General features: G+C 34.7%; 16 protein-coding genes and 1 tRNA gene. 7 read left to right on the top strand and 10 right to left on the bottom strand.

Annotation, left to right across the window (positions count from 1 at the left end):
• Positions 1-31: 31 nt before the first annotated feature.
• Together ABEB23_RS14170 and ABEB23_RS14165 are read right to left on the bottom strand one after the other, a co-directional pair.
• Positions 32-3088: a TAT-variant-translocated molybdopterin oxidoreductase gene (locus ABEB23_RS14170; RefSeq protein WP_348813262.1), complete on the bottom strand. Its 3057-nt coding sequence runs from the start codon at positions 3086-3088 to the stop codon at positions 32-34.
• Between the two features lie 29 nt (positions 3089-3117).
• Positions 3118-4446, bottom strand: coding sequence for a cytochrome c3 family protein (locus tag ABEB23_RS14165; protein ID WP_348813261.1), 1329 nt, complete (start codon positions 4444-4446; stop codon positions 3118-3120).
• 218 nt (positions 4447-4664) lie between these two features.
• Here ABEB23_RS14165 and ABEB23_RS14160 point away from each other — a divergent pair, with 218 nt between their 5' ends.
• Positions 4665-5054: an SPOR domain-containing protein gene (locus ABEB23_RS14160; protein ID WP_348813260.1), complete on the top strand. Its 390-nt coding sequence runs from the start codon at positions 4665-4667 to the stop codon at positions 5052-5054.
• 740 nt (positions 5055-5794) lie between these two features.
• On the opposite strand, the gene infB is transcribed toward ABEB23_RS14160, so the two are convergent.
• Genes infB through rimP form a run of 3 tightly spaced genes read right to left on the bottom strand, consistent with a single transcriptional unit; the run spans position 5795 to position 10454 of the window.
• Positions 5795-8674 (bottom strand): translation initiation factor IF-2, encoded by a 2880-nt coding sequence (gene infB, locus ABEB23_RS14155; protein WP_348813259.1) that lies wholly within the window; start codon positions 8672-8674, stop codon positions 5795-5797.
• Between the two features lie 48 nt (positions 8675-8722).
• Positions 8723-9976: a transcription termination factor NusA gene (gene nusA, locus ABEB23_RS14150; protein WP_348813258.1), complete on the bottom strand. Its 1254-nt coding sequence runs from the start codon at positions 9974-9976 to the stop codon at positions 8723-8725.
• Positions 9977-9989: 13 nt separating this feature from the next.
• Entirely contained in the window at positions 9990-10454 is a 465-nt protein-coding gene (rimP, locus tag ABEB23_RS14145) for a ribosome assembly cofactor RimP (RefSeq protein ID WP_348813470.1), read from the bottom strand.
• A 174-nt stretch (positions 10455-10628) separates the two neighbouring features.
• On the opposite strand from rimP, the gene ABEB23_RS14140 reads away from it, so the two are divergent.
• The 3 genes from ABEB23_RS14140 (at position 10629) to ABEB23_RS14130 (ending at position 13359) form a co-directional block, all read left to right on the top strand.
• Positions 10629-11453 carry a universal stress protein gene (locus tag ABEB23_RS14140; protein ID WP_348813257.1) on the top strand — a complete coding sequence of 275 codons (825 nt, stop codon included), beginning with the start codon at positions 10629-10631 and terminating at the stop codon, positions 11451-11453.
• Positions 11454-12375: 922 nt separating this feature from the next.
• Complete coding sequence (locus ABEB23_RS14135; protein ID WP_348813256.1) at positions 12376-13083, top strand: PKD domain-containing protein; 708 nt, start codon at positions 12376-12378, stop codon at positions 13081-13083.
• A 117-nt stretch (positions 13084-13200) separates the two neighbouring features.
• Positions 13201-13359 (top strand): universal stress protein, encoded by a 159-nt coding sequence (locus ABEB23_RS14130; protein ID WP_348813469.1) that lies wholly within the window; start codon positions 13201-13203, stop codon positions 13357-13359.
• Positions 13360-13499: 140 nt separating this feature from the next.
• Here ABEB23_RS14130 and ABEB23_RS14125 read toward each other — a convergent pair.
• Positions 13500-13570 (bottom strand) — tRNA-Gln (locus tag ABEB23_RS14125).
• 241 nt (positions 13571-13811) lie between these two features.
• Here ABEB23_RS14125 and ABEB23_RS14120 point away from each other — a divergent pair.
• Positions 13812-17093 carry a glycosyltransferase family 117 protein gene (locus tag ABEB23_RS14120; protein ID WP_348813255.1) on the top strand — a complete coding sequence of 1094 codons (3282 nt, stop codon included), beginning with the start codon at positions 13812-13814 and terminating at the stop codon, positions 17091-17093.
• Between the two features lie 82 nt (positions 17094-17175).
• On the top strand, positions 17176-17808 hold the full coding sequence (locus tag ABEB23_RS14115; RefSeq protein WP_348813254.1) for a polysaccharide deacetylase family protein: 633 nt from the start codon (positions 17176-17178) through the stop codon (positions 17806-17808).
• 35 nt (positions 17809-17843) lie between these two features.
• Here ABEB23_RS14115 and ABEB23_RS14110 read toward each other — a convergent pair whose 3' ends face one another.
• Together ABEB23_RS14110 and ABEB23_RS14105 are read right to left on the bottom strand one after the other, a co-directional pair.
• On the bottom strand, positions 17844-18140 hold the full coding sequence (locus ABEB23_RS14110; protein ID WP_348813253.1) for a thioredoxin family protein: 297 nt from the start codon (positions 18138-18140) through the stop codon (positions 17844-17846).
• A gap of 74 nt (positions 18141-18214) precedes the next feature.
• Positions 18215-19450 (bottom strand): metallophosphoesterase, encoded by a 1236-nt coding sequence (locus ABEB23_RS14105; RefSeq protein WP_348813252.1) that lies wholly within the window; start codon positions 19448-19450, stop codon positions 18215-18217.
• Positions 19451-19583: 133 nt separating this feature from the next.
• On the opposite strand from ABEB23_RS14105, the gene polA reads away from it, so the two are divergent.
• On the top strand, positions 19584-22427 hold the full coding sequence (gene polA, locus ABEB23_RS14100; RefSeq protein WP_348813251.1) for a DNA polymerase I: 2844 nt from the start codon (positions 19584-19586) through the stop codon (positions 22425-22427).
• Between the two features lie 128 nt (positions 22428-22555).
• Here the strand turns inward: polA and ABEB23_RS14095 are convergent, their stop codons facing one another.
• Positions 22556-23701: a hypothetical protein gene (locus ABEB23_RS14095; protein ID WP_348813250.1), complete on the bottom strand. Its 1146-nt coding sequence runs from the start codon at positions 23699-23701 to the stop codon at positions 22556-22558.
• 41 nt (positions 23702-23742) lie between these two features.
• On the bottom strand, positions 23743-26376 hold the full coding sequence (locus tag ABEB23_RS14090) for a DUF5916 domain-containing protein (protein ID WP_348813249.1): 2634 nt from the start codon (positions 26374-26376) through the stop codon (positions 23743-23745).
• Positions 26377-26416 lie beyond the last annotated feature (40 nt).

Genomic DNA, 26416 nt, shown 5'->3' with positions numbered 1-26416 from the left:
TATCTTGTTTCTTAATTAATTATTTTTTGTACTAGGTATTTCTAACTTTAACGTGATAAATCACATTTGGTTTTGTTCCAACATGCTCCAATAAATGATACATTCTTTCATCAGCAGCAAGTTTAGTAACTTTAGCTTCCGCATCATTCACATCACCAAATACCATTGCTCCGGTAGAACAAGCATTTGAACATGCTGTTTGGAATTCACCATCAACGATTGCTCTTCCTTCTCTTTTTGCTTTAAGAATTGTTGCTTGTGTCATTTGAATACACATTGAACATTTCTCCATAACTCCACGAGAACGAACGTTAACATCAGGATTTAAAACCATACGTCCTAAATCATCATTCATATGGAAATCAAATTCACTGTTTTTGTTATATAAAAACCAGTTAAAACGACGTACTTTATAAGGACAGTTGTTAGCACAGTAACGAGTACCAACACATCTGTTATAAGCCATATGGTTTTGACCTTGACGGCTATGTGAAGTTGCAGCAACAGGGCATACAGTCTCACAAGGCGCATGATTACAATGTTGACACATTACAGGTTGGAATGAAACTTGTGGATTATCTCCAGCTTTTTCCATTTCATTAAATGTAGATAATGAACTGGACAATCCTGCAATATTTTCTTTTCTTTCATTATCACCTTCAAAAGTACTCTCAGACGAATAATATCTGTCAATACGCAACCAGTGCATATCACGACTTCTTCTAACTTCCTCTTTTCCAACAACCGGTACATTGTTCTCGGCGTGACAAGCAATTACACAGGCACCACAACCAGTACAAGCGTTTAAGTCAATAGACAAATTAAAATGATGCCCAACTGAACGATCAAAAGAATCCCATAAATCAACTTTGGTTGCTTCAACCAGTTTATGATCCAAAGATACCATCGGAACTTCATTCCATTCCTTAGCATCTTTAGTATTGAATATCTCTAAAGAAGTTTCTTTAATAATATCTCCTCTTCCCATCAATGTTTTCTGACCTTGAACACAAGCAAATTCATGTTCACCGCCAGCTTTCACCAATGTTACAGACTGCACATTATTGAAACCTTTATATAGTGAATAGGCGTTTAAACCTACCATCATTTCTTCTTTTAAAGCTGCTTTACGACCGTAACCTAAAGCTAAACCTAAAGTACCTACTGCTTGTCCAGGCTGAACAATAACAGGCACATTCTCTAACTTAACACCATCTGCAGTTGCAATAGTAGCATAACTTCCGTTTAGACCACCATCTGCAACAATTTCGTTAGACAATCCTAACTTCTTAGCATCAGCATTCGATACAGTAACATAATTATCCCAAGAAACTCTTGTTATTGGATCTGGAAACTCTTGCAACCAAGGATTATTAGCTTGCTGTCCATCTCCTAATCCCGTTTTAGTATACAATACTAATTCGAAACCTTCAGCAGATTTTGATTGTGCCAAAACACTTGCAGCGGCACTATAATCAACAGAAACTGCAGAAACCGCAGGAATTGCACCCACAAAAACACCATCATGCAATACTTTATTCCAAGAAGAACCAGCAATAATTGTAGCAGCATTCGCTTTTAAATAATCGTAGAAAGTCCCAGGAATACCATTTAATGACAATAAAACATCTTGAAATTGTTTAGTATTGAATAAAGGACGAATTGTAGGCTGAGTTAAACTATAGGTACCTTTTGTAATACTAATATCATTCCATGACTCCAAATAATGAGGCACCGGAGCAGCTATTGTACTCACTAACGCAGTCTCATCTTCTTTTAAAGAAAAAGAAATTGATGTTTTAACTTTTTTAAGCGCTTCAACAAACGATGCGCTGTCAGCCAAAGTATAAACAGGATTAACACCACTCATAATCAAAGTATGAACGCTTCCAGCTTTCATATCATTAATCAACTGAGCTACTTTTGCGTTTGATCCTTTTCTGATTTGTCTTGTTCCAGAAGTACTGAACGCCTCACTAACCAATGCTTGGTTAATAGCCAATACTAACAATTGAGCATTTTTATCCTCAATACCAGAAACCAAAACACCTTTAGAACCAGCAGCTTTTAATTGTTGAGCTGCCTTTGTAACCTCTGCTTTAAATTTATCATCTAAACTTACAGCTACAGAAGAACCGGTTACAATATTATATATATGAACTAATGCCTGCTTTTGATTTGCAGTTGACATTGGCACACGCTTATCAGCCGCAGCACCAGACAACGTCATATTAGCTTCTAACTGAAAATGACGAGACATTTTTCCGTTTTTCGGAATTCTGCCTTGAGCATAACCAGAATCATATCCACCACCCTGCCAATCTCCTAGGAAATCAGCTCCAACAGAAACTATAAGCGAAGCTTTTGAAAAATCATAATCTACCAAAGCTCTTTCACCATAAACAGCCTCAAATGCATCAAGTGCTTCAGAAGAAGAAACAGCATCATAAACAACATGTTTAGAGTTTGGGTTCTTAGCAATAAAATCAGCTATCAACTTTTCAGTTGATGGACTTGCTAATGTATTTGTTAACAATACTACCTGACCACCTTTTGCTTTAGCATCAACAATACTTGAAGCAATTTTCGAATTCACATCAGACCAAGAAGCGTCTTTACCTTCAATCTTAGGTTCTTTCAAACGTAAATTATCATACAATGATAAAATAGAGGCATGAACCCTAGCATTGGCAGTAAATTTAGCCCCAGCGATAGTATTATTATCTATTTTAATAGGACGACCTTCACGAGTTTTAACTAAAAGATTAGCAAAATCAAAACCGTCAAAAACAGAAGTTGCATAATAGTCGGCAACACCAGGAATAATTTGCTCAGGCTGCAACACATAAGGTATTGACTTATACACAGGTCCTTCGCAAGCTGCAAGCGTAGCTGCCGCAGTACTAAATCCAACGTACTTTAAAAAATCACGACGTGTTGTAGAAGAAGAAGACAAAGCATCTGCATTCCCTAAAAATTCATCAGTTGGAATTTCTTCAACAAATTCGTTATTCTTAAGCGCCTCAACAATAGAACTATTTCCGTCTAGTTCTTCAACACTTTTCCAGTATTTTTTGTTTGATGACATATATAAATATTAAAATCTTAATAATTTGATTAATAGTGACATTTACCACATTCTAAACCTCCCATTTGCGCTGCAGTCAATTTGTCTACACCATATTTCTTAGAAAGTTGTTCATGGATTTTAGTATAATACTCATTGCCTTCCATTTTAACATCTGTCTTTCTGTGGCAATCTACACACCAACCCATTGTTAATGGAGCAAATTGTTTTTGAATTTCGAATTCCTGAACAGGACCATGACAAGTTTGACATTCAATTCCAGCAACAGTCACGTGTTGTGAGTGATTAAAATAAACAAAGTCAGGCAAATTATGAATACGAACCCATTTTACAGGCTGAGATTTACCTGTATATGTCTGAGTTGTTTTATCCCATCCAACCGCTGTGTATAATTTTTGAATTTGCTCATCATAGAACGCTTTGCTGTATTCAGGAGTAGCCGTAGTCTCAGCCACTTCAGATATATTTTTATGACAATTCATACAAACATTCAAAGAAGGAATTCCTGCATTTTTGCTCACACGTGCCGCAGAGTGACAGTATTTACAATTCACTTCATTATCACCGGCATGTATCTTGTGTGAAAAATGAATTGGTTGAATTGGAGAATAGTCTTTATCAACACCAACTTGCATTAAAAACCCATAAACAAAATAAGCACCAGCCAACAATAAGAAAATTGAAGTAACCAATACTAGAAATTGATTTTTAGCAAACGCTTTCCAAATAGGCATTGTAGGTTCCTTTGGAGCTACTTCAATACCATTTGACTTTGCCACTTTTCGCAAAACATTATTCACCAAAAACAACATTACCACAAGCATAGCCATAACAAGGCTTAGAGCTCCAAGTATTATATTATTAGAAATACCACTTTCCGGTGCCGGAGAACCTGGAACAGCAGCAGTAGCACCTGCAGCAGCCGGAGCTTCCGCTTTTGGCTCAGAAGTATAAGCTATTATATTATCAATATCCCCTTCTGACAATTGAGGAAAGGCAGTCATGACAGCCTTATTGTTTTCTTCAAAAACTTTTACTGCAGCAGCATCTCCTGACTTAATCAAATCAGAACTATTATGCACCCATTTGTAAATCCAAGACATTTCATATTTAGAAGCAACACCTCTTAGGGCAGGACCCGTAGATTTTGCATCTAATTTATGACATGCCGCACAATTAGCATTAAACAGCTCTTTACCTTTTGCAGGATCTCCACCTGTTGCAGCAGGAGCCGCAGAAGCATCAGCAGCTGCAGGAGCAGCATCTTGAGCAAATGAAGACAATGAGAAAATTAGCATTAGAGCTAAGCCAAAATATAATTTCCTTGAGATCGAATTATGGTTACCCACCTTTTTCATATAGTATAATGATTATCCACTAAAATTGGTACAGTTCTTTCTAAATCGTTTTCAGAAAAAACAAATACATTATTTTTAAAACTCGGACAAAAATACGACTTAAGAACTATTCTCAAAACCTTAAAATAGTCTTAAATTCAATTTATATTAATTCTAAATAATATTTTTAACTCCCTTTCGTTCATTAAGTATTATTTTTGCCTAAAAAACACCTTATTATGAGAATTTTAACGATTAAAAACCGCGCCCTACTTATTGTTTTCCTTAGTTTTTCAACTGGTTACCTACAAGCCCAGAATCAAAATATCAACGTAAATCAAGACCCAAAATTCGAACAATTACTAAATGAAAAAAGAAAAATTAATGCTTCCCTTACAATAAATGATCGCTATAAAATTCAAATCTTCAGTGGGGACAGTGAAAAAGCTAAAAAAACTTTATCCGATTTTAAACAGGAATTCGAAAATATTGACGGCACTATCGTGTTCAACACACCTAATTATAAAGTTTGGGTTGGTAATTTTAAGACAAGAATTGAAGCGGAAAGAAATTTAGCTGACATAAAAAAGAGATACAAAAATGTACTTTTAATCAAACCGAGCAAGTAAGAACAAACTCACTTAATCAGACAACTTCACTCCTATATATTGTAAAGAAAACAACATTGACCTTGTCCTACTAAAAAACCACTCGTAAACGAGTGGTTTTTTTTTTACACTTACTATTTCCATATATCATAAAAACAACAGAAACACGTCTTTTAAAAACACCACAATACCCTTTCACACAAAGATGATAGCCTGACATCATTAAAAAACAAATATCTCAAAACATTCTTTTCCCAATCACATTTGATTTCAAGAAAACAAAAGAACAAAAAATCAAACCCGACTTACTAATACTACTTCCCTACCTTTGCAAAAAATTACTCCGGTATATTATCTACAACCTTAAAATCCAGCAACCATCTAATTTAACCAAACTTCCCACACTACCCGAATCACCTTCCGCTACTAGTACAAAATATAAAAATCATTAAAATAGTCTCCAATTTATAGAAATTATAAAACTTACACCTATTATATATAAACGTTTTAAGAACCAATTCGGTACAAACAGATGATATTCCACCAGAACCAACTTATCGGCTTTCGAAATTGAAACAAAAAACACATATAAAAATCACTCCTAAAAAGCTTCAATTTCCATCACTACAAGAACGAACCTTTTATTTTTATACCGTCAACCAAAAAGAAAAATAACAACTTACAAGCTAAAATCTTACATTCAAACTATAACAAAAAAAATCCCGACGAATCGGGATTTTTATAAGATATAATATAATATTCTATTTCAATTTCTTTTTGATAGCTACCTCATGGTAAGCCTCAATAACATCTCTCTCTTCAATGTCGTTGTAGTTTTTAATTTGAATACCACAATCGTAACCTTTAGAAACTTCTTTCACATCATCTTTGAAACGTTTAAGTGCCAACAGTTCTCCTGTATGTACAACCACTCCATCTCTAATAACTCTAATTTTAGCATTTCTGGCAATTTTACCATCCATCACCATACAACCAGCAATTGAACCAACTTTAGAAATTTTAAATATCTCTCTAATTTCTGCAGTACCCAAGACTTCTTCTTTCATCTCAGGAGCTAACATTCCTTCCATTGCATCTTTCAAGTCATCGATAGCAGCATAAATAATAGAGTAGTAACGGATATCGATTTCCTCTTTATCAGCCAACTGTCTTGCATTTCCTGCAGGACGAACATTAAATCCGATAATAATCGCATCAGAAGCAGAAGCCAACATAACATCTGTTTCTGTAATCGCCCCAACCCCTTTATGTATGATATTAATTTGAATTTCTTCAGTAGATAATTTAGAGAACGAATCAGATAATGCTTCAACTGATCCATCCACGTCTCCTTTAAGGATAACGTTCAATTCTTTAAATTGACCTAAAGCAATTCTACGTCCAATTTCATCAAGGGTAATATGACGTTGCGTACGTACTGATTGCTCACGCATTAATTGAGAACGTTTAGATGCAATTTGTTTCGCTTCTTTTTCATCTTCAAAAATATTGAACTTATCACCAGCGGTTGCTGCACCATCTAAACCTAAAACAGACACAGGAGTTGAAGGTCCCGCTTCTGTAACTATATGACCTCTTTCATCATGCATGGCTTTAATTTTACCATGATGTTTACCAGCCAACATATAATCACCAATTTTAAGAGTTCCGTGTTGTACTAATATAGTAGAAACATATCCTTTTCCTTTATCAAGATAAGCTTCAACAACGGTACCTTGCGCGGCTTTATTTGGATTTGATTTTAAATCTAAAATCTCAGCTTCCAATAATACTTTTTCCAATAAGTCTTTTACTCCAAGACCTGTTTTTGCAGATATATCATGTGATTGGATTTTCCCTCCCCAATCTTCAACAAGTAAATTCATACTTGCTAATCTCTCTTTAATTTTTTCCGGATTAGCATTTGGCTTATCCACCTTATTTATTGCAAAAATAATTGGAACACCAGCAGCTTGAGCATGACTAATCGCCTCTTTCGTTTGTGGCATGATATCATCATCCGCAGCAATTACGATAATCGCAATATCTGTAACCTGAGCTCCACGTGCACGCATCGCTGTAAACGCCTCGTGCCCAGGAGTATCTAAAAATGCAATTTTTTGTCCGTTATCCAAAGTCACTCCATAAGCACCAATGTGCTGTGTAATTCCTCCAGACTCACCAGCGATAACATTTTCTTTACGAATATAATCCAATAAAGATGTTTTACCGTGATCGACGTGTCCCATTACTGTAACAATAGGCGCTCTGAAAACTAAGTCCTCTTCTTTATCTTCAACAACCTGAATTGCTTCTTCGATATCAACAGTGATAAACTCAACTTCATAACCAAATTCATCAGCTACAATCGTTAATGTTTCAGCATCTAAACGCTGATTCATGGTAACCATGATTCCAAGTGACATACACGTACCAATAACTTTAGTAATTGGCACATCCATCATAATAGCGATTTCACCTACAGTAACAAATTCAGTAACCTTAATCGTTTTACTTCCTTCATCTAAAGCTCTTTGCTCATCATCAGATTTCTGACGGTGTGTATCTCTTTTATCTCTTCTATATTTAGCCGCTTTAGATTTACTTCCTTTACCTTGAAGTTTTTCTAAAGTCTCACGGATTTGGTTTTTTACTTCCTCTTCTGTAGGCTCCACTTTTGCAACAATTGCAGGTCTGTTTCCTTTTACAAAACCAGGTCTTGCACTTCTGTTAGCATTAAACCCACCTCCACCAGCATTAGGTGTAATCTTATTAGGATTTGGTGCACCTGGAACTCCAGGAGTAGCAGGCGGTCTAGGAGCGCCAGGTTTTGGAGCAATCCTCTTGCGTTTATTTTTATTTGCACTATTAGCTCCAGCTGCACCAGGAGTACCCGGTTTATTAGGAGTAATTTTAGGCTCTTCTTTTTTCTTTTTAGGCTTGTTAAATTGAGACAAATCAATTACCTGACCCGTAAGAGTTGTACCTGACAATTTTTGATACTGAGTCGTTATCGTTTCATCAACAGGTGCTTCTTCGGTCTTTTCAACCACTTTACTGTCCGCAACAGGTGTTTCTTTTTTAACTTCTTTTATTCCAACAACAGGTTTAACTTCTTTTTTGTCTGAAACAGGTTTATCTTCTAAAGGTTCTTTTTGAACAAGCTCTTTTTGAACAGGCTCAACTGTCTCTGGTTTTTCAGCACTTGCTTTAACAACAGGAATTTCTTCTTTTTCAACAACCTTCGGAGCTACCGGAACAACTGCTGGCCTTTTAGGATTGAGATCAATTTTCCCAACCTGAACAGGTCCTGTCACAACAGCTCTCGCTTTTATAACTTCTTGTTGTTTTAATCTCTCTTCTTCTTGTTTACGTTTGTCTTCAATTTCTTTTTCACGCTCTACACGTAAAGCTTCTTTTTCTTTCCTTTTCTCTTCCCCTACTTCCTTTGAAGCCTCTTTATTCCCTTTGTCACCCGCAAACTGACCGCACAAGACATTGTATACATCATCAGAAATTTTTGTGTTTGGATTTGCTTCGATAGCAATCCCTTTATCTTTTAGATAATCCACAGCTCTTTCTAAAGAAATATTCAATTCCCTTAAAACCTTGTTTATTCTAATAATTCTCTCTTCAGACATAAAACCTTTTTATTATTACCTTTTTTGTTGTGTTGTTAGAAGAAATGACTAACTATCAAATTCTTCTTTCAATATTCTAATTACATCCTGAATTGTTTCTTCTTCCAGGTCTGTTCTTCTTACCAAATCTTCTACGTCTTGTTTCAAAATACTTTTTGCAGTATCCAAACCAATTTTTGCAAACTCCTCAATAACCCAGTCTTCGATTTCATCTGAGAACTCAGTTAATTCAACATCGTCTTCATCAGCAGTAGCACCAGCAACATCGCCTTCACGGATAACATCTAATTCATAGCCCGTCAATAATCCCGCTAATTTAATATTGTGTCCTCCACGACCAATCGCTTTTGAAACTTCTTCCAATTTCAAAAACACCTCAGCTCTTTTTGTTTCCTCATTGATTTTAATAGAAGAAACTTTTGCAGGGCTTAATGCTCTGGTTATATACAATTGAATGTTATTAGTATAGTTGATAACATCAATATTTTCATTTCCTAACTCACGAACAATTCCGTGAATACGAGAACCCTTCATACCCACACAAGCACCAACCGGATCAATTCTATCATCATAAGAATCAACAGCTACTTTTGCTTTTTCACCAGGAATTCTCACTACTTTCTTCACCATGATCAATCCGTCGAATACTTCAGGAATTTCTTGTTCAAACAATTTTTCTAAAAACTTCTCAGAAGTTCTAGACATAATAATTTGAGGTTTATTTCCTTTTAATTCCACACTTTCGATTATACCTCTTACATTATCCCCTTTACGGAAAAAATCTGATGGTATTTGTTTTTCCTTTGGCAAAACAATCTCATTTCCTTCATCATCAACCAAAATTACAACTCTAGGTCGCACATGGTGCACTTCCGCAGTGTAAATATCTCCAATTAAATCTTTAAATTGCTTATAAAGATTTGTATTATCATGTTCGTGAATTTTTGAAATTAAATTTTGACGCAAAGCTAAAATAGCTCTTCTTCCTAAATCAATTAACTTCACTTCTTCAGAAACTTCTTCTCCAATTTCAAAATCGGCCTCAATCTTTCTAGCCTCTGTCAAAGTAATCTCTTCGTTTTCAAAATCCAAATCCTCGTCTGCAACGATTACTCTTCTTCTCCAAATTTCCATATCTCCTTTATCAGGATTTATAATGATATCGAAATTATCATCTGAACCGTATTTTTTTTTCAATGCATTTCTAAATACATCTTCTAAAATAGCCATAAGGGTTACACGATCAATAAGTTTATCATCTTTAAACTCTGAGAATGAATCGATCAATGCTAAATTTTCCATGCGAATTCTTTAATTAAAATGTTACTGTAACAATTGCTTCTTTTATATCTACATAAGGTAATTTTAGTTCTTTTTGAACTGTCTCTTTACCTTTTCCGATCTTCTTTGGCTCTCTTGCTTTCCAAGACAAAATTACAAAATCATCATTAGCTTCAACTAATTCTGCTTCAATATTTTCTGTGGCAGTCTTTACAATCAGGGTCCTGCCAACATTTTTCTTGTATTGTCTTATCATTTTTAACGGCGAACCAACTCCCACCGAAGCCACTTCAAGAGAATAATCCTGCTCTTCTCTGTCTAAATTATTCTCTATCGCTCTACTTATATCAATACAATCTTGCAAAGCGACACCATTATCTCCATCTAAGGACACAATAATTTTAAAAGCATCTGTGATAGTTAAGTCAATCAAAAAAATAGACGGCTTATCTAACAGAGCCTCTGTCAACAACGTATTTACTTTTTCTTTAAATGTCATATTTTTATAAAAAGAGGGGACATTTAGTCCCCTCATTATCTAGATTTTAATAAATAACGGTGCAAATATAGTGTTTTTTTACAAACTAAATAATTGATTCCTATTAAAAATTCCCTATCTTTATACTTACGTTAAAAAAAATTGAATTTTCCCACAATCAAACCATTCATTATTATGAAAAGAATTTTAGTTCCTACTGATTTTTCATCGCATGCCGAAAAAGCCTTAAAAGCAGCTTCACAAATCGCCAAAAAAAATAATGCCGAAATATTTTTACTTCACATGCTAGAACTACCTCACCAAATGAGCGACGCAATTAGCGGAGGCAGCAGTATCCCAGAAGTAATGTTATACATAAAAAAAGCACAAGAAAAACTTGAAGAAATAAAAGAAAGCCCTTATTTAAAAGGGATCCAAATCACTGAGGCCGTACATTTCGAAAGAGCCTTCGACGGAATTATCGCTTTTTGCAAAAAGAAAGAAATAGACTTAATTGTCATGGGATCTCACGGATCTTCAGGATTAGAAGAATTACTTGTTGGCTCTAATGCCGAAAAAGTAGTTCGTCTTTCAGAAGTTCCTGTTTTAGTCATTAAAAAAGAAGACAAAGAATTCCAAGCTAACAATATTATTTTTGCCTCCGATTTTTCAAAAGAAGCAAAAAAACCATTCAGAAAAATGGTCGAATTCGCTAATCTTTTCGATTCAAACCTAAAATTAGTAATGATTTGCACTCCAAATAGCTTCAAAACAACAATTGCAGCGGAAAAAATCATGAATGACTTTGTTGCTAACTTTGATGTCAAAAAGCACTCCCTACACACATACAACGATGCTAACATAGAAAAAGGAGTAATCAATTTCGCCAATAGCAATAATGCAGACATAGTAGGAATCTGTACACACAACAGAACTGCTCTATCCCATTTCTTTAACGGAAGCGTTAGCGAAGATCTGGTAAACCATTCCACTAAACCAATACTTGCTTTTAAAATCTAAAAAAAGCAACTTACTTCCAAAAAAAACGGGCTAATTATTTAAAAGCATATTGACTTTAAATAATTAGCCCTTTTTTCAATATCACGAACACTAATTTTTCATAAATAAAAAAGCCTCCCAATTTCTCGAGAGGCTTTCTGTTGGTCAACAAGGACTATATTAAACGTCAAGAAAAATATTGAAAAACATTGAAATACTTTTCAATCTTATTAAACATCATAATGACGTATTTATTTACTTTTTAAACAATTATAAAAACCCTAAAATTTCCATTAGCTTAATGGTATTTGTGAGAAATATTATCGAATACATAGAATCAAACAATTGCTCTGATTACTTTAAATTAAAAAGTTGCTCACATAAAAAAGATGATACTATCATACTGCTAGTAAAAGATATTTTTGACATTTTGGAAACTGAAAAAAAATCTTATTGAAATACAAAAGAAATACAAAACGTGTTTTTGATAAAGTTCTGTAAATAAATCTAAAAGCAGCATATCAAAAATTACTTTTAGGTTTTTACATTATTTTAAATACATATTATTTTCTGAGTAAAGTCAACGACTATTTCCACTTTATATTTAAACGCATCACCTTACAATTAACACTAAAGTACTCTTTATCAGTCTTTTAAATATTAGAGTTTAATTTAACTTTAACAATGTTCTAATAATATTTTTTTAAATTTGATTTAAAAAAAGACCATTATGTGAAAATAGATTTTTCATAATTGCACCCAAGTCCCAAAAATTTATTTTTTGACAATTCTATATACTATTTTAAAATTTACAATAACAAGCTTAAACTGCCAAAAGTTACTACTTAAATAAATATCAATACAAATCCAATACAATAAACCCTAACAAAAACAACCTACGTTTACAAGAACATAATTAAAGTTTCATTTAAATCGTAGTATTATGAAAACAACTAATTTATTAGGGCTTTTACTTTTTAGCGTAACACTGCTTACAAATAGTGGATGTACAGAAGAAAATCAGCCAACATCCCTACCAAAAACAAATCCCCTCACCATAAATTCAGCTGAAAACTCAGAATTAATTTCTTTTGCAGGAGTGGACTTCCAGGTAATATTGCCTATAGATTTTGGTTGGTTATCGGGAGGGTATGCCTACAACGAAACAATTGATAACTTTGTCTGGGAAAAAATATCTGGACCTTCTTCCTATAATTTGGAAAGTCCAAATTCACTCCGAACCAAAGTAAGCAAACTGGAAGAAGGAATTTATGAATTTGAATTAACAGTCTCTAATAAGAGAGGTTTAACCGCAAAAGACAGAGTAAAAATTAATGTGGGCGAAATGTCAAAAACCCCGCAAGAGTTAAATTTTATAGACTTGGAATGGATTTTCCCTTGGTATAGTGCAGTTGAAATAAAAAATTTCAACCTTATAACACCCCAAAGTATTTTTAAAGTTTATATTCAAAGGGACAACAACCCAAATTGGGAAGAAGTAACACTTATCTCTGAAGATTTAACAAATAAATATGAGTATTTTATAGAAACCCGACCAGATGGCGCTGGAATGTATAATTACGGCAGTTTATACATTTTTTATTATGAAAAAGATACGAACGATTCTCCATCTGTAAAAATTGTATACTGAAATAGATTTTTATGACGATGTATTACTAATACAATAATAAATGTCGATATTGAATTCTTCATAGTAGCTATTGAACTAACTTAAAAGCACTCCCTACACACATACAACGATGCTAACATAGAAAAAGGAGTAATCAATTTAGCCAATAGCAATAATGCAGACATAGTAGGAATCTGTACACACAACAGAACTGCTCTATCCCATTTCTTTAACGGAAGCGTTAGCGAAGATCTGGTAAACCATTCCACTAAACCAATACCTGCTTTTAAAATCTAAAAAAAGCAACTTACTTCCAAAAAAAAACGGGCTAATTATTTAAAAGCATATTGACTTTAAATAATTAGCCCGTTTTCAATATCACGAACACTAATTTTTCATAAATAAAAAAGCCTCCCAATTTCTTGAGAGGCTTTCTGTTGGTCTACAAGGACTCGAACCTTGAAAGACTGCACCAAAAACAGTTGTGTTACCATTACACCATAGACCATCAGTGTTGCTGTTAAGCGAGTGCAAATTTAATACAAATTTTATTTTCTGCAAGCTTTTTGCGCAAATTTATTAAAAAAAATTTCACCAAACCCTGAATTTATTTCCCCAAAAACCGAAACAAACTAAAAAACAAGACGTTACAGAATCGCATTAGTTTTTTAGAATTTTTTGTTAATGCTCGTTTCATTAGACAAAAAAACATTTTCTTTGTAACTTAAAAAAAATCTAAATTTTATTACATGAATAAGGCGGAATTCAATTTTAATAAATGGAATACAATAATAGGTTGGTTTGCATTTGCAGTAGCATTAATAACGTACACACTTACTGTTGAACCAACAATGAGCTTTTGGGACTGTGGCGAATACATTGCAACAGCGGCCAAATTAGAAGTAGGTCATCCGCCCGGAGCTCCCTTATTTCAAATGATTGGTGCTTTTTTTGCCATGTTCGCTACAGACAATACAAAAATTGCCTTAATGGTTAACATGACTTCCGTCTTCTCAAGCGCCTTTACAATTCTATTTATGTTCTGGTCTTCCACCATACTTCTTAAAAAATTAATTTCCCGTTTTTCTGACGTGACTAAGGAAAACGAAATTGTAATTCTTGGAAGCTCATTAGTAGGAGTATTAGCTTACACATTCTCCGATAGTTTTTGGTTTAACGCAGTAGAAGCCGAAGTTTACGCCATGGCTTCATTATTAATTGCATTACTTTTTTGGCTTGGCTTACGCTGGGAACAAGAAATGAATACCCCAAGAGGAGACAAATGGCTTTTGATTATTTCACTTGTTGTCGGACTTTCTTTTGGCGTCCATTTTATGGCCTTATTAACCATTCCTGCGATAGGCTTTTTATACTTCTTCAAAAATTATGAAGTTGTCACTGTGAAAAATTTCATTATTGCAAATGTGGTTGTTATCGCTATTTTATTATTTATTTTTAAATTACTATTACCTCTAACTATGGCTTTCTTTGGTAAAACCGAAGTTTTCATGGTTAATGATTTGGGGTTACCATTTGATTCAGGGACAATCTTTGTTGCCTTAATCTTTATTGCTTTCTTTTATTTTGGTTTAAAATACACCAAACAAAAAGGCCTTGTTTTTTATAACACCATCATTCTTTGCATCTTATTTATTCTAATTGGTTTCTCTACTTGGATGATGTTACCAATCAGAGCAAATGCCAATACGGTAATAAATGAAAACAAACCCTCTGATGCCGCAGAAGTTTTAGCCTACTACAACAGAGAACAATACGGTGTAAACCCATTGTTCTACGGACCTCAATACACCGAAACCTTTGCTGGCTTAGACAAAGACAAACCGTATTTAGACAAGAAACCCAATTACGAAAGAGATTATAAAACCGGCAAATACATAATTACAAATAATTTCAAAAATGCCGAGCAGAATAGTGACGACAATCAAAAAACTATTTTGCCTAGAATGTGGAGTTCAGAACACATTGAAAACTACATGAACTTTACAAACCCTCCAGCGTTTAGACTAAACCCTGACTATCCTTATGAGGATGATTTGGCAAAATACGGAATTGATGCCGGTCAACTGACCGAAGAGGAATACAATAAAGCTATAGCCCAATTAAGAAATGAAGTCGAAAAAATCGTAACTGAATTTAGACAAGCCTATGCTCAAAAACAAATTGACAATGAAGGCTACATTAAATTTCTTAAAAGTTATGGTGATTATCTGATAGTAGAAAAACCATCCACTGCAGATAATTTAAGTTTTATGTTTGAGTACCAGTTTGGTTATATGTACTGGAGGTATTTAATGTGGAATTTTGTTGGCCGTCAAAGTGATGTTCAAGGAAAATACGACAACCTAAATGGAAATTGGATCAGTGGTATTAAATTTATGGACAGCCTGCATTTAGGTTCTCAAGACAATTTACCTTCTGATGTCTTAAACAACAAAGGACGTAATGTTTACTACTTTTTACCATTTATTTTAGGCCTTATAGGATTGATGTATCACGCCAACAAAGACTTAAAGAGTTTTTACGTTTTATTGGCCTTATTCTTATTTACAGGTTTTGCATTAAAAATATACCTAAACGAAAGACCTTTCGAACCTCGTGAAAGAGATTACGCCTTAGTGGGCTCTTTTTATGTATTTGCGATATGGATTGGATTCGGAGTATATTCATTATACGAAACTGCCAAAAATTATCTAGCTCCAAAGATTGCCGGACCGATAATTTTAGGAGCAAGTTTACTGGCTGCTCCAATTTTAATGGCTTCTCAAAACTGGGATGATCACGATCGTTCCGGAAAATATACTGCTGTAGCAATGGCAAAATCATACCTCAATTCATGCGATCCCAATGCGATATTGTTTACGATAGGAGACAATGACACCTTTCCGCTTTGGTATGCTCAAGAAATTGAAAAAGTGAGAACCGACGTCAAAATCGTAAACACGAGTCTTTTCATGACCGATTGGTATATTGACCAAATGAAAACCAAAACCTACGAATCCAATCCGTTGCCTATTTCATTCGTGCACGATGAATACGTCGGAGACAAACTGGATTATGTAGCCCATATTCCAAAAATAGAAAGCAGATGGGATATAAAAGATTTTATCAATTTCATTAAAAACCCTAAATCTACAGTTGAAATGCAAAATGGACAAACCATTCATTTCTACCCAACCAATAAAATAAGGATCCCTGTAGACAAAAACATCATTATTAAGAACAAAGTAGTTGCTCCAAAATACTACGATTCAATTGTTCCTTACATAGACATCGAAATCAAAGGAAACGCCTTGTATAAAAACAGATTAATGATGCTTGACCTTGTTGCCAACAACAATTGGAAAAGACCTGTTTATTTTAGCGGTGGTGCCTTTGATAATGAAGACTATCTTTGGATGAAAGACTACTTACAATTGGAGGGAATGGTTTATAAATTGGTTCCTATAAAAAATGCTGTCCCTCAAGACGGCAGTCCACTTGATATGGGACAGATAGATTCTGATAAAATGTATTCTAATGTTATGAAATGGGATTGGGGAAATAGTGAAAGTAATTCTATTTATCACGACCCGGAAACCAGAAGAAACAGCATTACCTATAGATCGAACTTATCCCGATTGATGAATCAATTAATTGCTGAAGGCAAAAAAGACAAAGCTAAAAATATCATCGATTTGGCTATGACTAAAATGCCACTGGAAAAATATGACTATTATTCTTTGATTGACCCATTTGCAGAAGGCTATTATGCTATAGGTGAAAAAGCAAAAGCGCAAGAGCTTTTGAAAAAACTAATCGAAAAATACAGAGAGAATCTTAATTACTATGGCAAACTTGAACCTTCAGACCAAACAAGCATTGCTATTGAGATCATCACTGATATTGAACGCTATAGAGGATTATTACAAATCATGAAAAAAAATAATGATTTGGCACTCTATAACGAAAGTAAAATCACATTCAACACTTATATAAACATGTTCGAACGATTCGGACGCGAAAAAGAGTAATGAATATTAAAAAATTAACCACTAAAAATGTAGCACCTAAAAAAGTGCTACATTTTTTAGTTTAAGTGAAAACGCCGAAAAAATGAGCTTTTATTGGATAAAAACGAAGCAGCTTATAAAAAAATTATTCTGCAATTATATTTGGGATTTGCCTAACACAAAGAATAAAATTTACCTAACCTTTGACGACGGTCCTATTCCTGAAATTACGGAGTGGGTATTGGAAGAGCTAAAAAAACATGAGGTAAAAGCGACCTTCTTTTGTATTGGTAATAACATTCAAAAACATCCGAAATTATTCGAAAAAGTAATTCAGGAAGGACATTCTATCGGAAATCACACTTTCAATCATTTAAACGGCTGGAAAGCTACAACCGAAGAATATTTAGAAAACGTCAAGCTTTGCGAACTGGCAATGCCTAATCAAAAGACCAATTTATTTCGTCCGCCTTACGGCAAAATAAAAACAGAACAATCCAAACAATTAAGACAATTAGGATATAAAATAATCATGTGGGACGTACTTAGCGCCGATTTCGATCAAACTATAAGTCCTGAACAATGCTTAAAAAATGTAGTATCAAACGTGAAATCCGGAAGTATAATTGTATTTCACGATAGTGTTAAAGCATCGCACAATCTAAAATTTGCGTTACCTAAAACACTTGAATTATTAAAAGAAAAAGGATTTGAATTCGATTTAATTGAATCCTAAAAAATAAAATCAAAAAGGAAAATGTGTTGTAACAACTATAATTGTTCCTGAACCAAACCAATAATAGTGTTCGCATCCAATTCACCTGCCTGTCTCCAGATCATCTGACCTTCTTTATAAATCATTAAGGTAGGAAGACCTTTGATTCTTAAAGCATCGGCTAATTCCTGATTTTTATCCACGTCTATTTTTATGACTTTGGCTTTATCCCCAAGAGCAGCCGCTACATCTCTAATTACAGGATGCATCGAAACAGATGACTCGTTCCAATCTGTGTAAAAATCTATTAGCACAGGTACTTGTGCATTTATAAGTTCTCCAAATTTTGACATAAAACCAAAAATTTTAATTTTCTAAATCTACCGAAAAGAGATAATTATTTTACAAATGTAGCATTTTTAACGAATTAAGTCACATTCCGCCCTTTTTTTAGTTCAATCACAGTGATTTCTGGCATTATTCCTACTCTTCCGGGATAAGCATGGTACCCAAATCCCCTATTTACATATACATAGCGACCTAAATTCTCATATAAACCCGCCCACTGCTTGTAAACATATTGCGCTAAACTCCATTTAAAATAACCTGGAATCTCAATTCCAAATTGCATTCCATGAGTATGACCGGATAATGTTAAATGAAAATGCTTCTCATGATGTTGCACCTGATGTTCCCAATGAGAAGGATCATGGGACATTAAAATTTTAAAATCTTCTTTCTTAACATGTTGGGCAGCTTTATTCAAATCACCAGCTTGCTTAAAATTATGCCCCCAATTTTCAACTCCCACCAAAGCAATTTTATCACTTCCTTTTTCAATAAAAGTGTGCTCATTTAACAGCAGTTTGAAATCAATTTTCCCATACAAATCTTTTATATTCTGAAAATTATCCGCTTTGTCTTTTTCTGTCGGCCAGGTAATATATTCTCCATAATCGTGATTACCCAAAACAGAATATTTACCATACTCATGCTTTTTTATTCTATTAAAAACATCGATCCAAGGAAGCATTTCATTGGCATGGGTATTTACAATATCACCAGTAAACAAAATCATATCTGAATCTTGCTCATTGACCAAATCTATAGCATAATTGATCTTATCCGGATTGTCAAAACTACCGCTATGTACATCCGAAATTTGAGTGATTCTAAAACCATCAAAAGCGTCCGGTAAATCTGGAAAAAAGATACTTTGCTTGATTACCTTATAATTATATCTCCCTTCGAAAATCCCGTAAATCAATGACAAAAAAGGCACCGCCGCCAACCCCATTCCTATCTGGCTAATAAATTTTCTTCGGGATGCCAGGAATGATATATCATCATTTTTTACGATAAAATGATTCACTGAACCAGCCCCGATTCTGAAGACATCTTCTCCTAACAAAACAAGAGTCAAAACCAATTTAGGTATATACACCAAGAGTAACAACCCCATGGTAAACATAGTTTGCTTTGTCTGACCGACAGAACGGTCAAATTGCATGAAAGAATAAACAATAAAAATTAAGAGAAGTACACTTACAACCTGATACGATATCAAAACCCACTTTAACTTAACTAAAGTTCGTAATGCCTGAAAAGCATAAAGTTCAACAACAAGAAGTACAAGGCTAAGTATTAGAAGTCTAAAACCCATTTTAATTAAAATTTTACACAAAATAACAACATAAATGGATGCATTGGATTTTAATTAATTAAAATTTAACTCTAAAACTAAACTTTAATTCCGATTGTTTATTTTTACCGATTCAAAATTCATAATTAAATATATGTCTGCTCAAAAACGTCTTTTTCTTCTCGATGCCTATGCTTTAATCTTCCGCGGCTATTATGCTTTTATCAAAAACCCAAGGATTAACTCCAAAGGAATGGATACATCGGCCATTATGGGATTCATGAATTCACTGATGGATGTTATTAAAAGAGAAAAACCAGACCATTTAGCGGTTGCTTTTGATAATGGCGGAAGTAATTTGAGAAATGAAATCTTTCCAGAGTACAAAGCACATCGTGATGCAACACCAGAAGCGATAAAAATTGCTGTTCCTTATATTCAGGAATTACTAAAAGCCATGCATATTCCAATTATTGAAGTCAAAGGTTTCGAGGCTGATGATTTAATAGGAACTATTGCCAAACAAGCCGAAAAACAAAACTACAAAGTCTTTATGGTAACCCCTGATAAAGATTTTGCACAACTGGTTTCCGAGAATATTTTCATGTACAAACCTGCCCGAATGGGTAACGGAATAGAAATCTGGGGAGTTCCGGAAGTATTAGAGAAATTTGAAATAGAAAGACCAGATCAGGTAATTGACTTTTTGGGAATGATGGGAGATACAGCCGATAATATCCCTGGTTTACCGGGTGTAGGGGAAGTAACTGCCAAGAAATTACTAAAAGAATTTGGAACAATGGAAAACCTCTTGGCTAATACCGACAAGCTGAAAGGGAAAATGAAAGAGAATATTGAAGCCAACAAAGAAAAAGGTTTACTATCTAAAACTCTGGCAACTATCTTATTGGATTGTCCCGTAATTTTTGATGAGACGGATTATGAATTATCGACGCCCGATGTCGAAAAAACGGATGCGCTTTTCAACGAATTGGAATTCCGAAGAATGGCGGAACAATTTGATGCTATTTTTAAAAAAGGAGGAACTTTAACTGCAACTGCGCCTCCTGTTGACCAAGCCAAACTATATAAGAAACCGCAACCCAAAAACGAAGATCAGTTTGACCTTTTTGGGAGTGCAATTCCTGAGGATACTTCAGAAGAAACACGTCATCACTATTACAATTCACTAGAAAACACAGAACACTCCTATCAAATCATTCAAGGTGATTTAGGAACAAAATTATTATTGCAAAACCTGCAAAACCAAACATCGGTTTGTTTTGATACCGAAACAACCGGTTTGGACGCTCTGCATGCTGAATTAGTTGGTGTCTCATTTTCATATGAAAAAGGAAAAGGGTTCTATGTTCCGTTTCCAGAAAATCAGGATGAAGCCAAAACATTAATCGAAAAATTCATTCCTTTTTTCGAAAATGAAAACATTGAAAAAATTGGACAGAATTTAAAATACGATTTAAAAATTCTCTCTAATTATGGCATTACTGTAAAAGGGAAATTGTTTGACACCATGATTGCGCATTACCTCATCAATCCGGATATGCGTCATAATATGGATATTTTATCCGAAACCTATTTGAAATATTCCCCAAAATCTATCGAAACATTAATTGGTAAAAAAGGGAAAAACCAAAAATCAATGCGCGATGTCGCTTTGGAAGACATTAAAGAATATGCTGTTGAAGATACTGATGTCACTTTGCAACTCAAGGAAATTTTCACCTTGGAATTAGACAAGACGGGAACCAAAAAATTATTTGATGAAATTGAAATTCCATTAGTACAGGTATTGGCCGACATGGAAAAAGAAGGAATCAGGGTCGATGTTGATTTCTTGAAATCTTTATCCAAAACATTAGGCGATGATATTAAGATTTTGGAAGCGTCTATCTACGAAACTGCCGGTGAGAAATTTAATCTCGCTTCACCAAAACAGTTGGGTGACGTTTTATTTGACAAATTAAAAATTGGCGGAGCCAAACAAAAGAAAACCAAAACCGGTCAATATGCCACGGGCGAGGAAATTTTAAGTTATCTGGCTACTGATTATCCAATTGTGAAAGATATACTTGATTGGCGTCAATTGGTAAAACTACAGAATACTTATGTTGAGGCATTACCGAATCAAGTAGACAAAATCACGCAGCGGATTCACACCGACTACATGCAAACTGTTGCGGCTACCGGTCGTTTAAGTTCCAATAACCCTAATTTACAGAACATTCCAATTCGTACAGAACGAGGCCGCCAAATCAGAAAAGCCTTTGTCGCAAGAGACGAAAACTACACCATTGTTTCTGCGGATTATTCGCAGATAGAATTACGCGTTATTGCGGCTTTAAGTGGTGAGGAAAACATGATTAAAGCATTTCAACATCATGAGGACATTCACAAATCAACGGCTTCAAAAGTATTCAATGTTCCATTAGAAGAAGTGACGCGTGAGCAAAGAAGTCATGCCAAAACAGTAAACTTTGGTATTATCTATGGTGTTTCTGCTTTTGGACTGAGCAACCAAACTTCACTTTCCCGTTCTGAAAGTGCCGCTTTGATTGAAGCTTATTACCAAACCTACCCAAGATTGAAATCATACATTCAGGAGCAAATAGAAAGTGCCCGTGAAAATGGTTTTGTCCAAACTATTTTAGGACGCCGTCGTTATCTGAAAGACATTAATTCTGCGAATGCAGTAGTTCGTGGAGCCGCCGAAAGAAATGCTGTCAACGCACCTATTCAAGGAAGTGCTGCCGATATTATCAAAATTGCAATGATTAACATCCATAAAAAACTAACTTCCGAAAACTGGAAAAGCAAAATGTTGCTCCAGGTTCATGATGAGCTTGTGTTTGATGTTCACAATTCTGAGCTGGAAAAAATTAAACCAATAATCAAATACGAAATGGAAAACGCTTTTAAACTCGATGTCCCTTTGGACGTGGATTTAGGAGCTGGTAAAGACTGGCTGGCAGCGCATTAATTTTAGTCAGCAGTATTCCGTTTTTAAGTAATCAGTTCTATTAGCGTTAATCGATTATTTTAAATATAAAAATCCGCCAAAAGCAATTGTTTTTTGGCGGATTTTTTAAATTTAAACTAACAACAACTCTAGTATTTATCTACTTCTGCGTATTTTTTTGGAACATCAGCATATTCCAAGATTTGCTTCCAATATTCCTCTAAACTTCTGGGTCTGGGTCTCCAATCCGGATCCGTAACATTTTCTTTCGCTTGTTCCCAATTCTTTTCAGTAAGAAAAGCAGTGTCAATGTCACAACCTGAAAGTTTTTTTATAGGTTTTAAAAAGACATACCCATCGTAAAAATCGGCTAAGACAAAATTTTCATATCCTAAAGAATAATAACTATCGTCTCGCAACTTACCTAAAGGCGTATTAATTAAATCAAACCCCAACGGCTCATTATTCAGTTTTTGCATTATCGTTTCTATTGTACCATTTGCAGGTGAAACTAATTCGGGTTTTGTATCAGGACGATTCATAAAAGGTTTATGCAACAAAATCGAATACACTTTTTGAGGATATTTATCATACAAAAGATTTCCGAAATACCCGTTTTCTAATCTTATAAAATCTTTTCCCAAGAAATCATATACTGGAAATCTATATCTTGTAAAGGCATGAATATCTCCCGTAAGAATCAAAATCTTTTCTCCTTTTGCCATAATTTCATTCTCAACAATCCCAAATCGATAGGCTTCTGTATTTCCTTTATAGAACACTTTTTTCATTTTTTCAGGAGTTCGGTACCCTGAAAAAGAAGACCAATTGTATCGGTAACTTAAATTCAGAACACGGAATTTCTTTGCTAATTTTGGAAGTGACTTATTAAATGACCAAGCTGCTTTATATACATCCGTATATCCCTTAAAAACCCAACCTGAATTGTAATTGAACATCAATTTTCGGGCTACATCTTCATTGTATTCTGGTGCGAGAATCAAAGAATCCAGCGTCTTTTGATTTTCGCTTGCGCCAAATTCCATTCCTATTGTATAAACACCCTTTTTATACAAATCAGGAATTAAACTTTTCACCAATTCGAGATTTTCCTTAACCCTATGTTCTTCGGACAAAAGAACTATGTCTTTTGTCACAAACTTAGAAACAATATATTCCTGAGGCGACATTTTATTATTCGACAAATATTGGACTGACCTTTCTATAGTGTCCGTTTGCGAAAACAAGCAGAGCGGGATGAGCATTGCAAGAAATTGAATCGTTTTTCTAAACATAACATTACTTTTAAAATTTATAAATCACCAGCAGTATTCACTTACAACAAAAATCTATAAGTTGCTTTTAATATGAATGTATTTTGTGGCTGCTTACCTAAAATTTGGGCGTCCAGATTAACGAACAAATCGTCTACAGGATTTCCTGAACCGTTAGTTCCTTGTGACCAGACCAAATAGATTTCGGAACCCGGTATATATTCCCAGCGAAGAACCAAATTGGAACGAAATTGAACAAATGAAAAATCAGGATTTAGAAAAGAATAATCAGTTACACCGTTTTGGTTTTCATCTACACTATAAACATTGCTATTACTGTCATAAGAGATTTGATCGTTAGTATACAAAGCTATTCGGTTTCCAAAATAAGATGCTCTCGGATTGGTAACATAATTAAATGCCGAATATTTCCCTGTTGAAGCAAACGGCTGTCCATAATACTGAATGGTGAAATTTGGATTAATATTATAATTCAAACGTAGCGACGCGCTAACTGTTTGTTGATCTAAATTTGATGTAATATAACGTGTCCCCCCTTCAAAAGCAGATTGGGTAACGTATTGTGTTTTACTTTTATTGCTATTATAATTGGGATTGACAGAAATTGACAATGCGTTTGTAGGCTGATAGGTAAAACTCGGATTGAACTCTGTATATGAAAACGAATTGTTCTTTCCTTGTGCAAAAAACACACCTGCTTCAAAACGAAGTTTTTTTCGCGTGTCGGTACCAAAAACATTATAACTCACAAACTCTTCCGAAAATCTGAATTTTGGCCCGCCTTGTAAATAGGCATTGTTATAAATTCTGGGTTTGTATGAAAAACCGATATTGGCCCACCAGTAGTTCTTGAACTCTGCCCTTCCCAAAAGATCATAATACGTTCTGTTATGAAAACCTCCAAAATCATAAGTCGTAAATGGTTCAAAACGCACCATTCCGCTTCTAAAAACACCAAAAGGCTTTAAAGATTGATAACTTACATATACAGTCTGTTTGATTTCATCCGCCTGACGAAGAAACCCAATATCATTGAGCTCTAATTCTGGTGAACGCCAAGTAACACTCGCTTTGTATCGCCAATGCCCATCAGAAACTTTCCCCGCTTCCAACTTTCCTCCTGTTCCCGTCAATGATGTTCGGTCACTATCTACCGAAACATAATCAGCATCGACCCGTTGAAACAAATGGGTTATTTCTTTTTGAGTATTTGAAATGGATTCTTTGGACCCCGAAACATGACTTGCCACAACATTCCCAGTGACAAAATATTTTCTGTCTTTCCAATTGTGTTTAAAATCGAAACCGCCAGAATAAGCTGATTCTCTTAAAAAAGTAAATTGTGGTTCATCTGTATTTCTATTGGTTGCGGTTACAATAGCTCCCAGAAAACTATTTCTGTCGTTAAAATCTTTTTGGGCACGACCCACTACATAATTGGTAAGCGGTTCTACCAAGACTTTCCGCGATTCTGAACCATTATCAATTTCGACAAATTCATTTGCGGTAACACTTTCCAATATACCTAAAGACCAACCGTTCTTTGTTTTTCCACTAAACTTTGCTGCTCCCAAAATAGTAGAATTTTGCGGACGCTTGACAAACTCCTCTTTTTGAGTCGAAATAATCCCTTGTGGACTTCTACCAATGCGTCTTGAATAAAAAAGATTGTCTTCATTATTTCCAAAATTATAATCGAAAATGTTTTTATTCTCAATAAAAAATGGGCGTTTCTCCTGAAGAAATACCTGAAATCCATCCAAGGCTATCACGGCCGGATCGGCTTCCACCTGACCAAAATCAGGATTAATGGTTAAATCCAGAGTCAAATCATTTGTGATTCCAATTTTGGCGTCAAGCCCAGCTTTTAAATGAAGTTCTTTTCCTTCTCGAAAGGGATTCCCCTCTTCTTTTTCATAGACATCCACCTGCGTTAAAGCATACGGTTGAATTTCGAGCTGTTTTTGAGGTTTCAAATGAATTAAACCCCGCAATTCTCCAAACTCACTTACCCAGCCCGGTGCGTCAGCAGGAATGCGTTGCCAAATGGAACGTTCTTGTTTTCGAAAATATCGGCGTGTTGCCTGAAAACCCCAAACCTGATCCTCACTGGCACTAAACTTCAATTGACTCAACGGTATTTTCATTTCGGCTGTCCACCCCTCGGTATCCACATTGGTTTTTACATACCAAATTGGATTCCAACTCGCATCCCAATTATTACCGTTATCAGCAATAAATTCGTCACTTTTTACTCCCGATGCCGATATGGTAAATGAAAATCCGGTTCGCTTATCATGATAACTATCGATATTGACTTCCACAAAATCACCATCAAAACCATCTCTTCTGGAGAGTCTTTTCACAATTTTATCGGGCTCAATATCATAACATTTGAAAGCAACATACAAATACTTTGAATCATACATCACTTTAAACTTGGTTTGCTCTGTGGGCGGAGTGTTTTCATCGGGGAGGTTTTCAATAAAATCAGTCTGCCATTCTACAATATCCCAACTTGTATCTGATAAAACACCATCAATTATGGGTGCTTCAAGGCTTTCTAATGATTTTGTGGTATAAACTCTCTTTTCATTTTTAGGCATATCTTGCCCTGAACAAAAACAAAAAGAGAATAAGAATACCAGCAAAAACCGTATTTGCTTAATAGTCATACAATTTTATTAGTGTCTAATTTATTTGTAATCTGATGTG

This window comes from Flavobacterium maritimum, assembly GCF_040049085.1.
GTDB classification, from domain to species: Bacteria; Bacteroidota; Bacteroidia; order Flavobacteriales; family Flavobacteriaceae; genus Flavobacterium; species Flavobacterium maritimum.
The sequence above is the reverse complement of the archived record's forward strand: the minus strand, read 5'-3'. Positions and strand labels throughout refer to the sequence as shown.

Bases quoted from the DNA above. Each gene is read 5' to 3' on its own strand.
- ABEB23_RS14110 (WP_348813253.1), bottom strand. From the start codon at position 18,140: ATGTCAAAATTTGGAGAACTTATAAATGCACAAGTACCTGTGCTAATA.
- nusA (WP_348813258.1), bottom strand. From the start codon at position 9,976: ATGGAAAATTTAGCATTGATCGATTCATTCTCAGAGTTTAAAGATGAT.
- rimP (WP_348813470.1), bottom strand. From the start codon at position 10,454: ATGACATTTAAAGAAAAAGTAAATACGTTGTTGACAGAGGCTCTGTTA.
- ABEB23_RS14165 (WP_348813261.1), bottom strand. From the start codon at position 4,446: ATGAAAAAGGTGGGTAACCATAATTCGATCTCAAGGAAATTATATTTT.
- ABEB23_RS14140 (WP_348813257.1), top strand. From the start codon at position 10,629: ATGAAAAGAATTTTAGTTCCTACTGATTTTTCATCGCATGCCGAAAAA.
- ABEB23_RS14120 (WP_348813255.1), top strand. From the start codon at position 13,812: ATGAATAAGGCGGAATTCAATTTTAATAAATGGAATACAATAATAGGT.
- ABEB23_RS14115 (WP_348813254.1), top strand. From the start codon at position 17,176: ATGAGCTTTTATTGGATAAAAACGAAGCAGCTTATAAAAAAATTATTC.
- ABEB23_RS14160 (WP_348813260.1), top strand. From the start codon at position 4,665: ATGAGAATTTTAACGATTAAAAACCGCGCCCTACTTATTGTTTTCCTT.
- ABEB23_RS14135 (WP_348813256.1), top strand. From the start codon at position 12,376: ATGAAAACAACTAATTTATTAGGGCTTTTACTTTTTAGCGTAACACTG.
- ABEB23_RS14090 (WP_348813249.1), bottom strand. From the start codon at position 26,376: ATGACTATTAAGCAAATACGGTTTTTGCTGGTATTCTTATTCTCTTTT.
- ABEB23_RS14170 (WP_348813262.1), bottom strand. From the start codon at position 3,088: ATGTCATCAAACAAAAAATACTGGAAAAGTGTTGAAGAACTAGACGGA.
- ABEB23_RS14095 (WP_348813250.1), bottom strand. From the start codon at position 23,701: ATGTTTAGAAAAACGATTCAATTTCTTGCAATGCTCATCCCGCTCTGC.
- ABEB23_RS14105 (WP_348813252.1), bottom strand. From the start codon at position 19,450: ATGGGTTTTAGACTTCTAATACTTAGCCTTGTACTTCTTGTTGTTGAA.
- polA (WP_348813251.1), top strand. From the start codon at position 19,584: ATGTCTGCTCAAAAACGTCTTTTTCTTCTCGATGCCTATGCTTTAATC.
- infB (WP_348813259.1), bottom strand. From the start codon at position 8,674: ATGTCTGAAGAGAGAATTATTAGAATAAACAAGGTTTTAAGGGAATTG.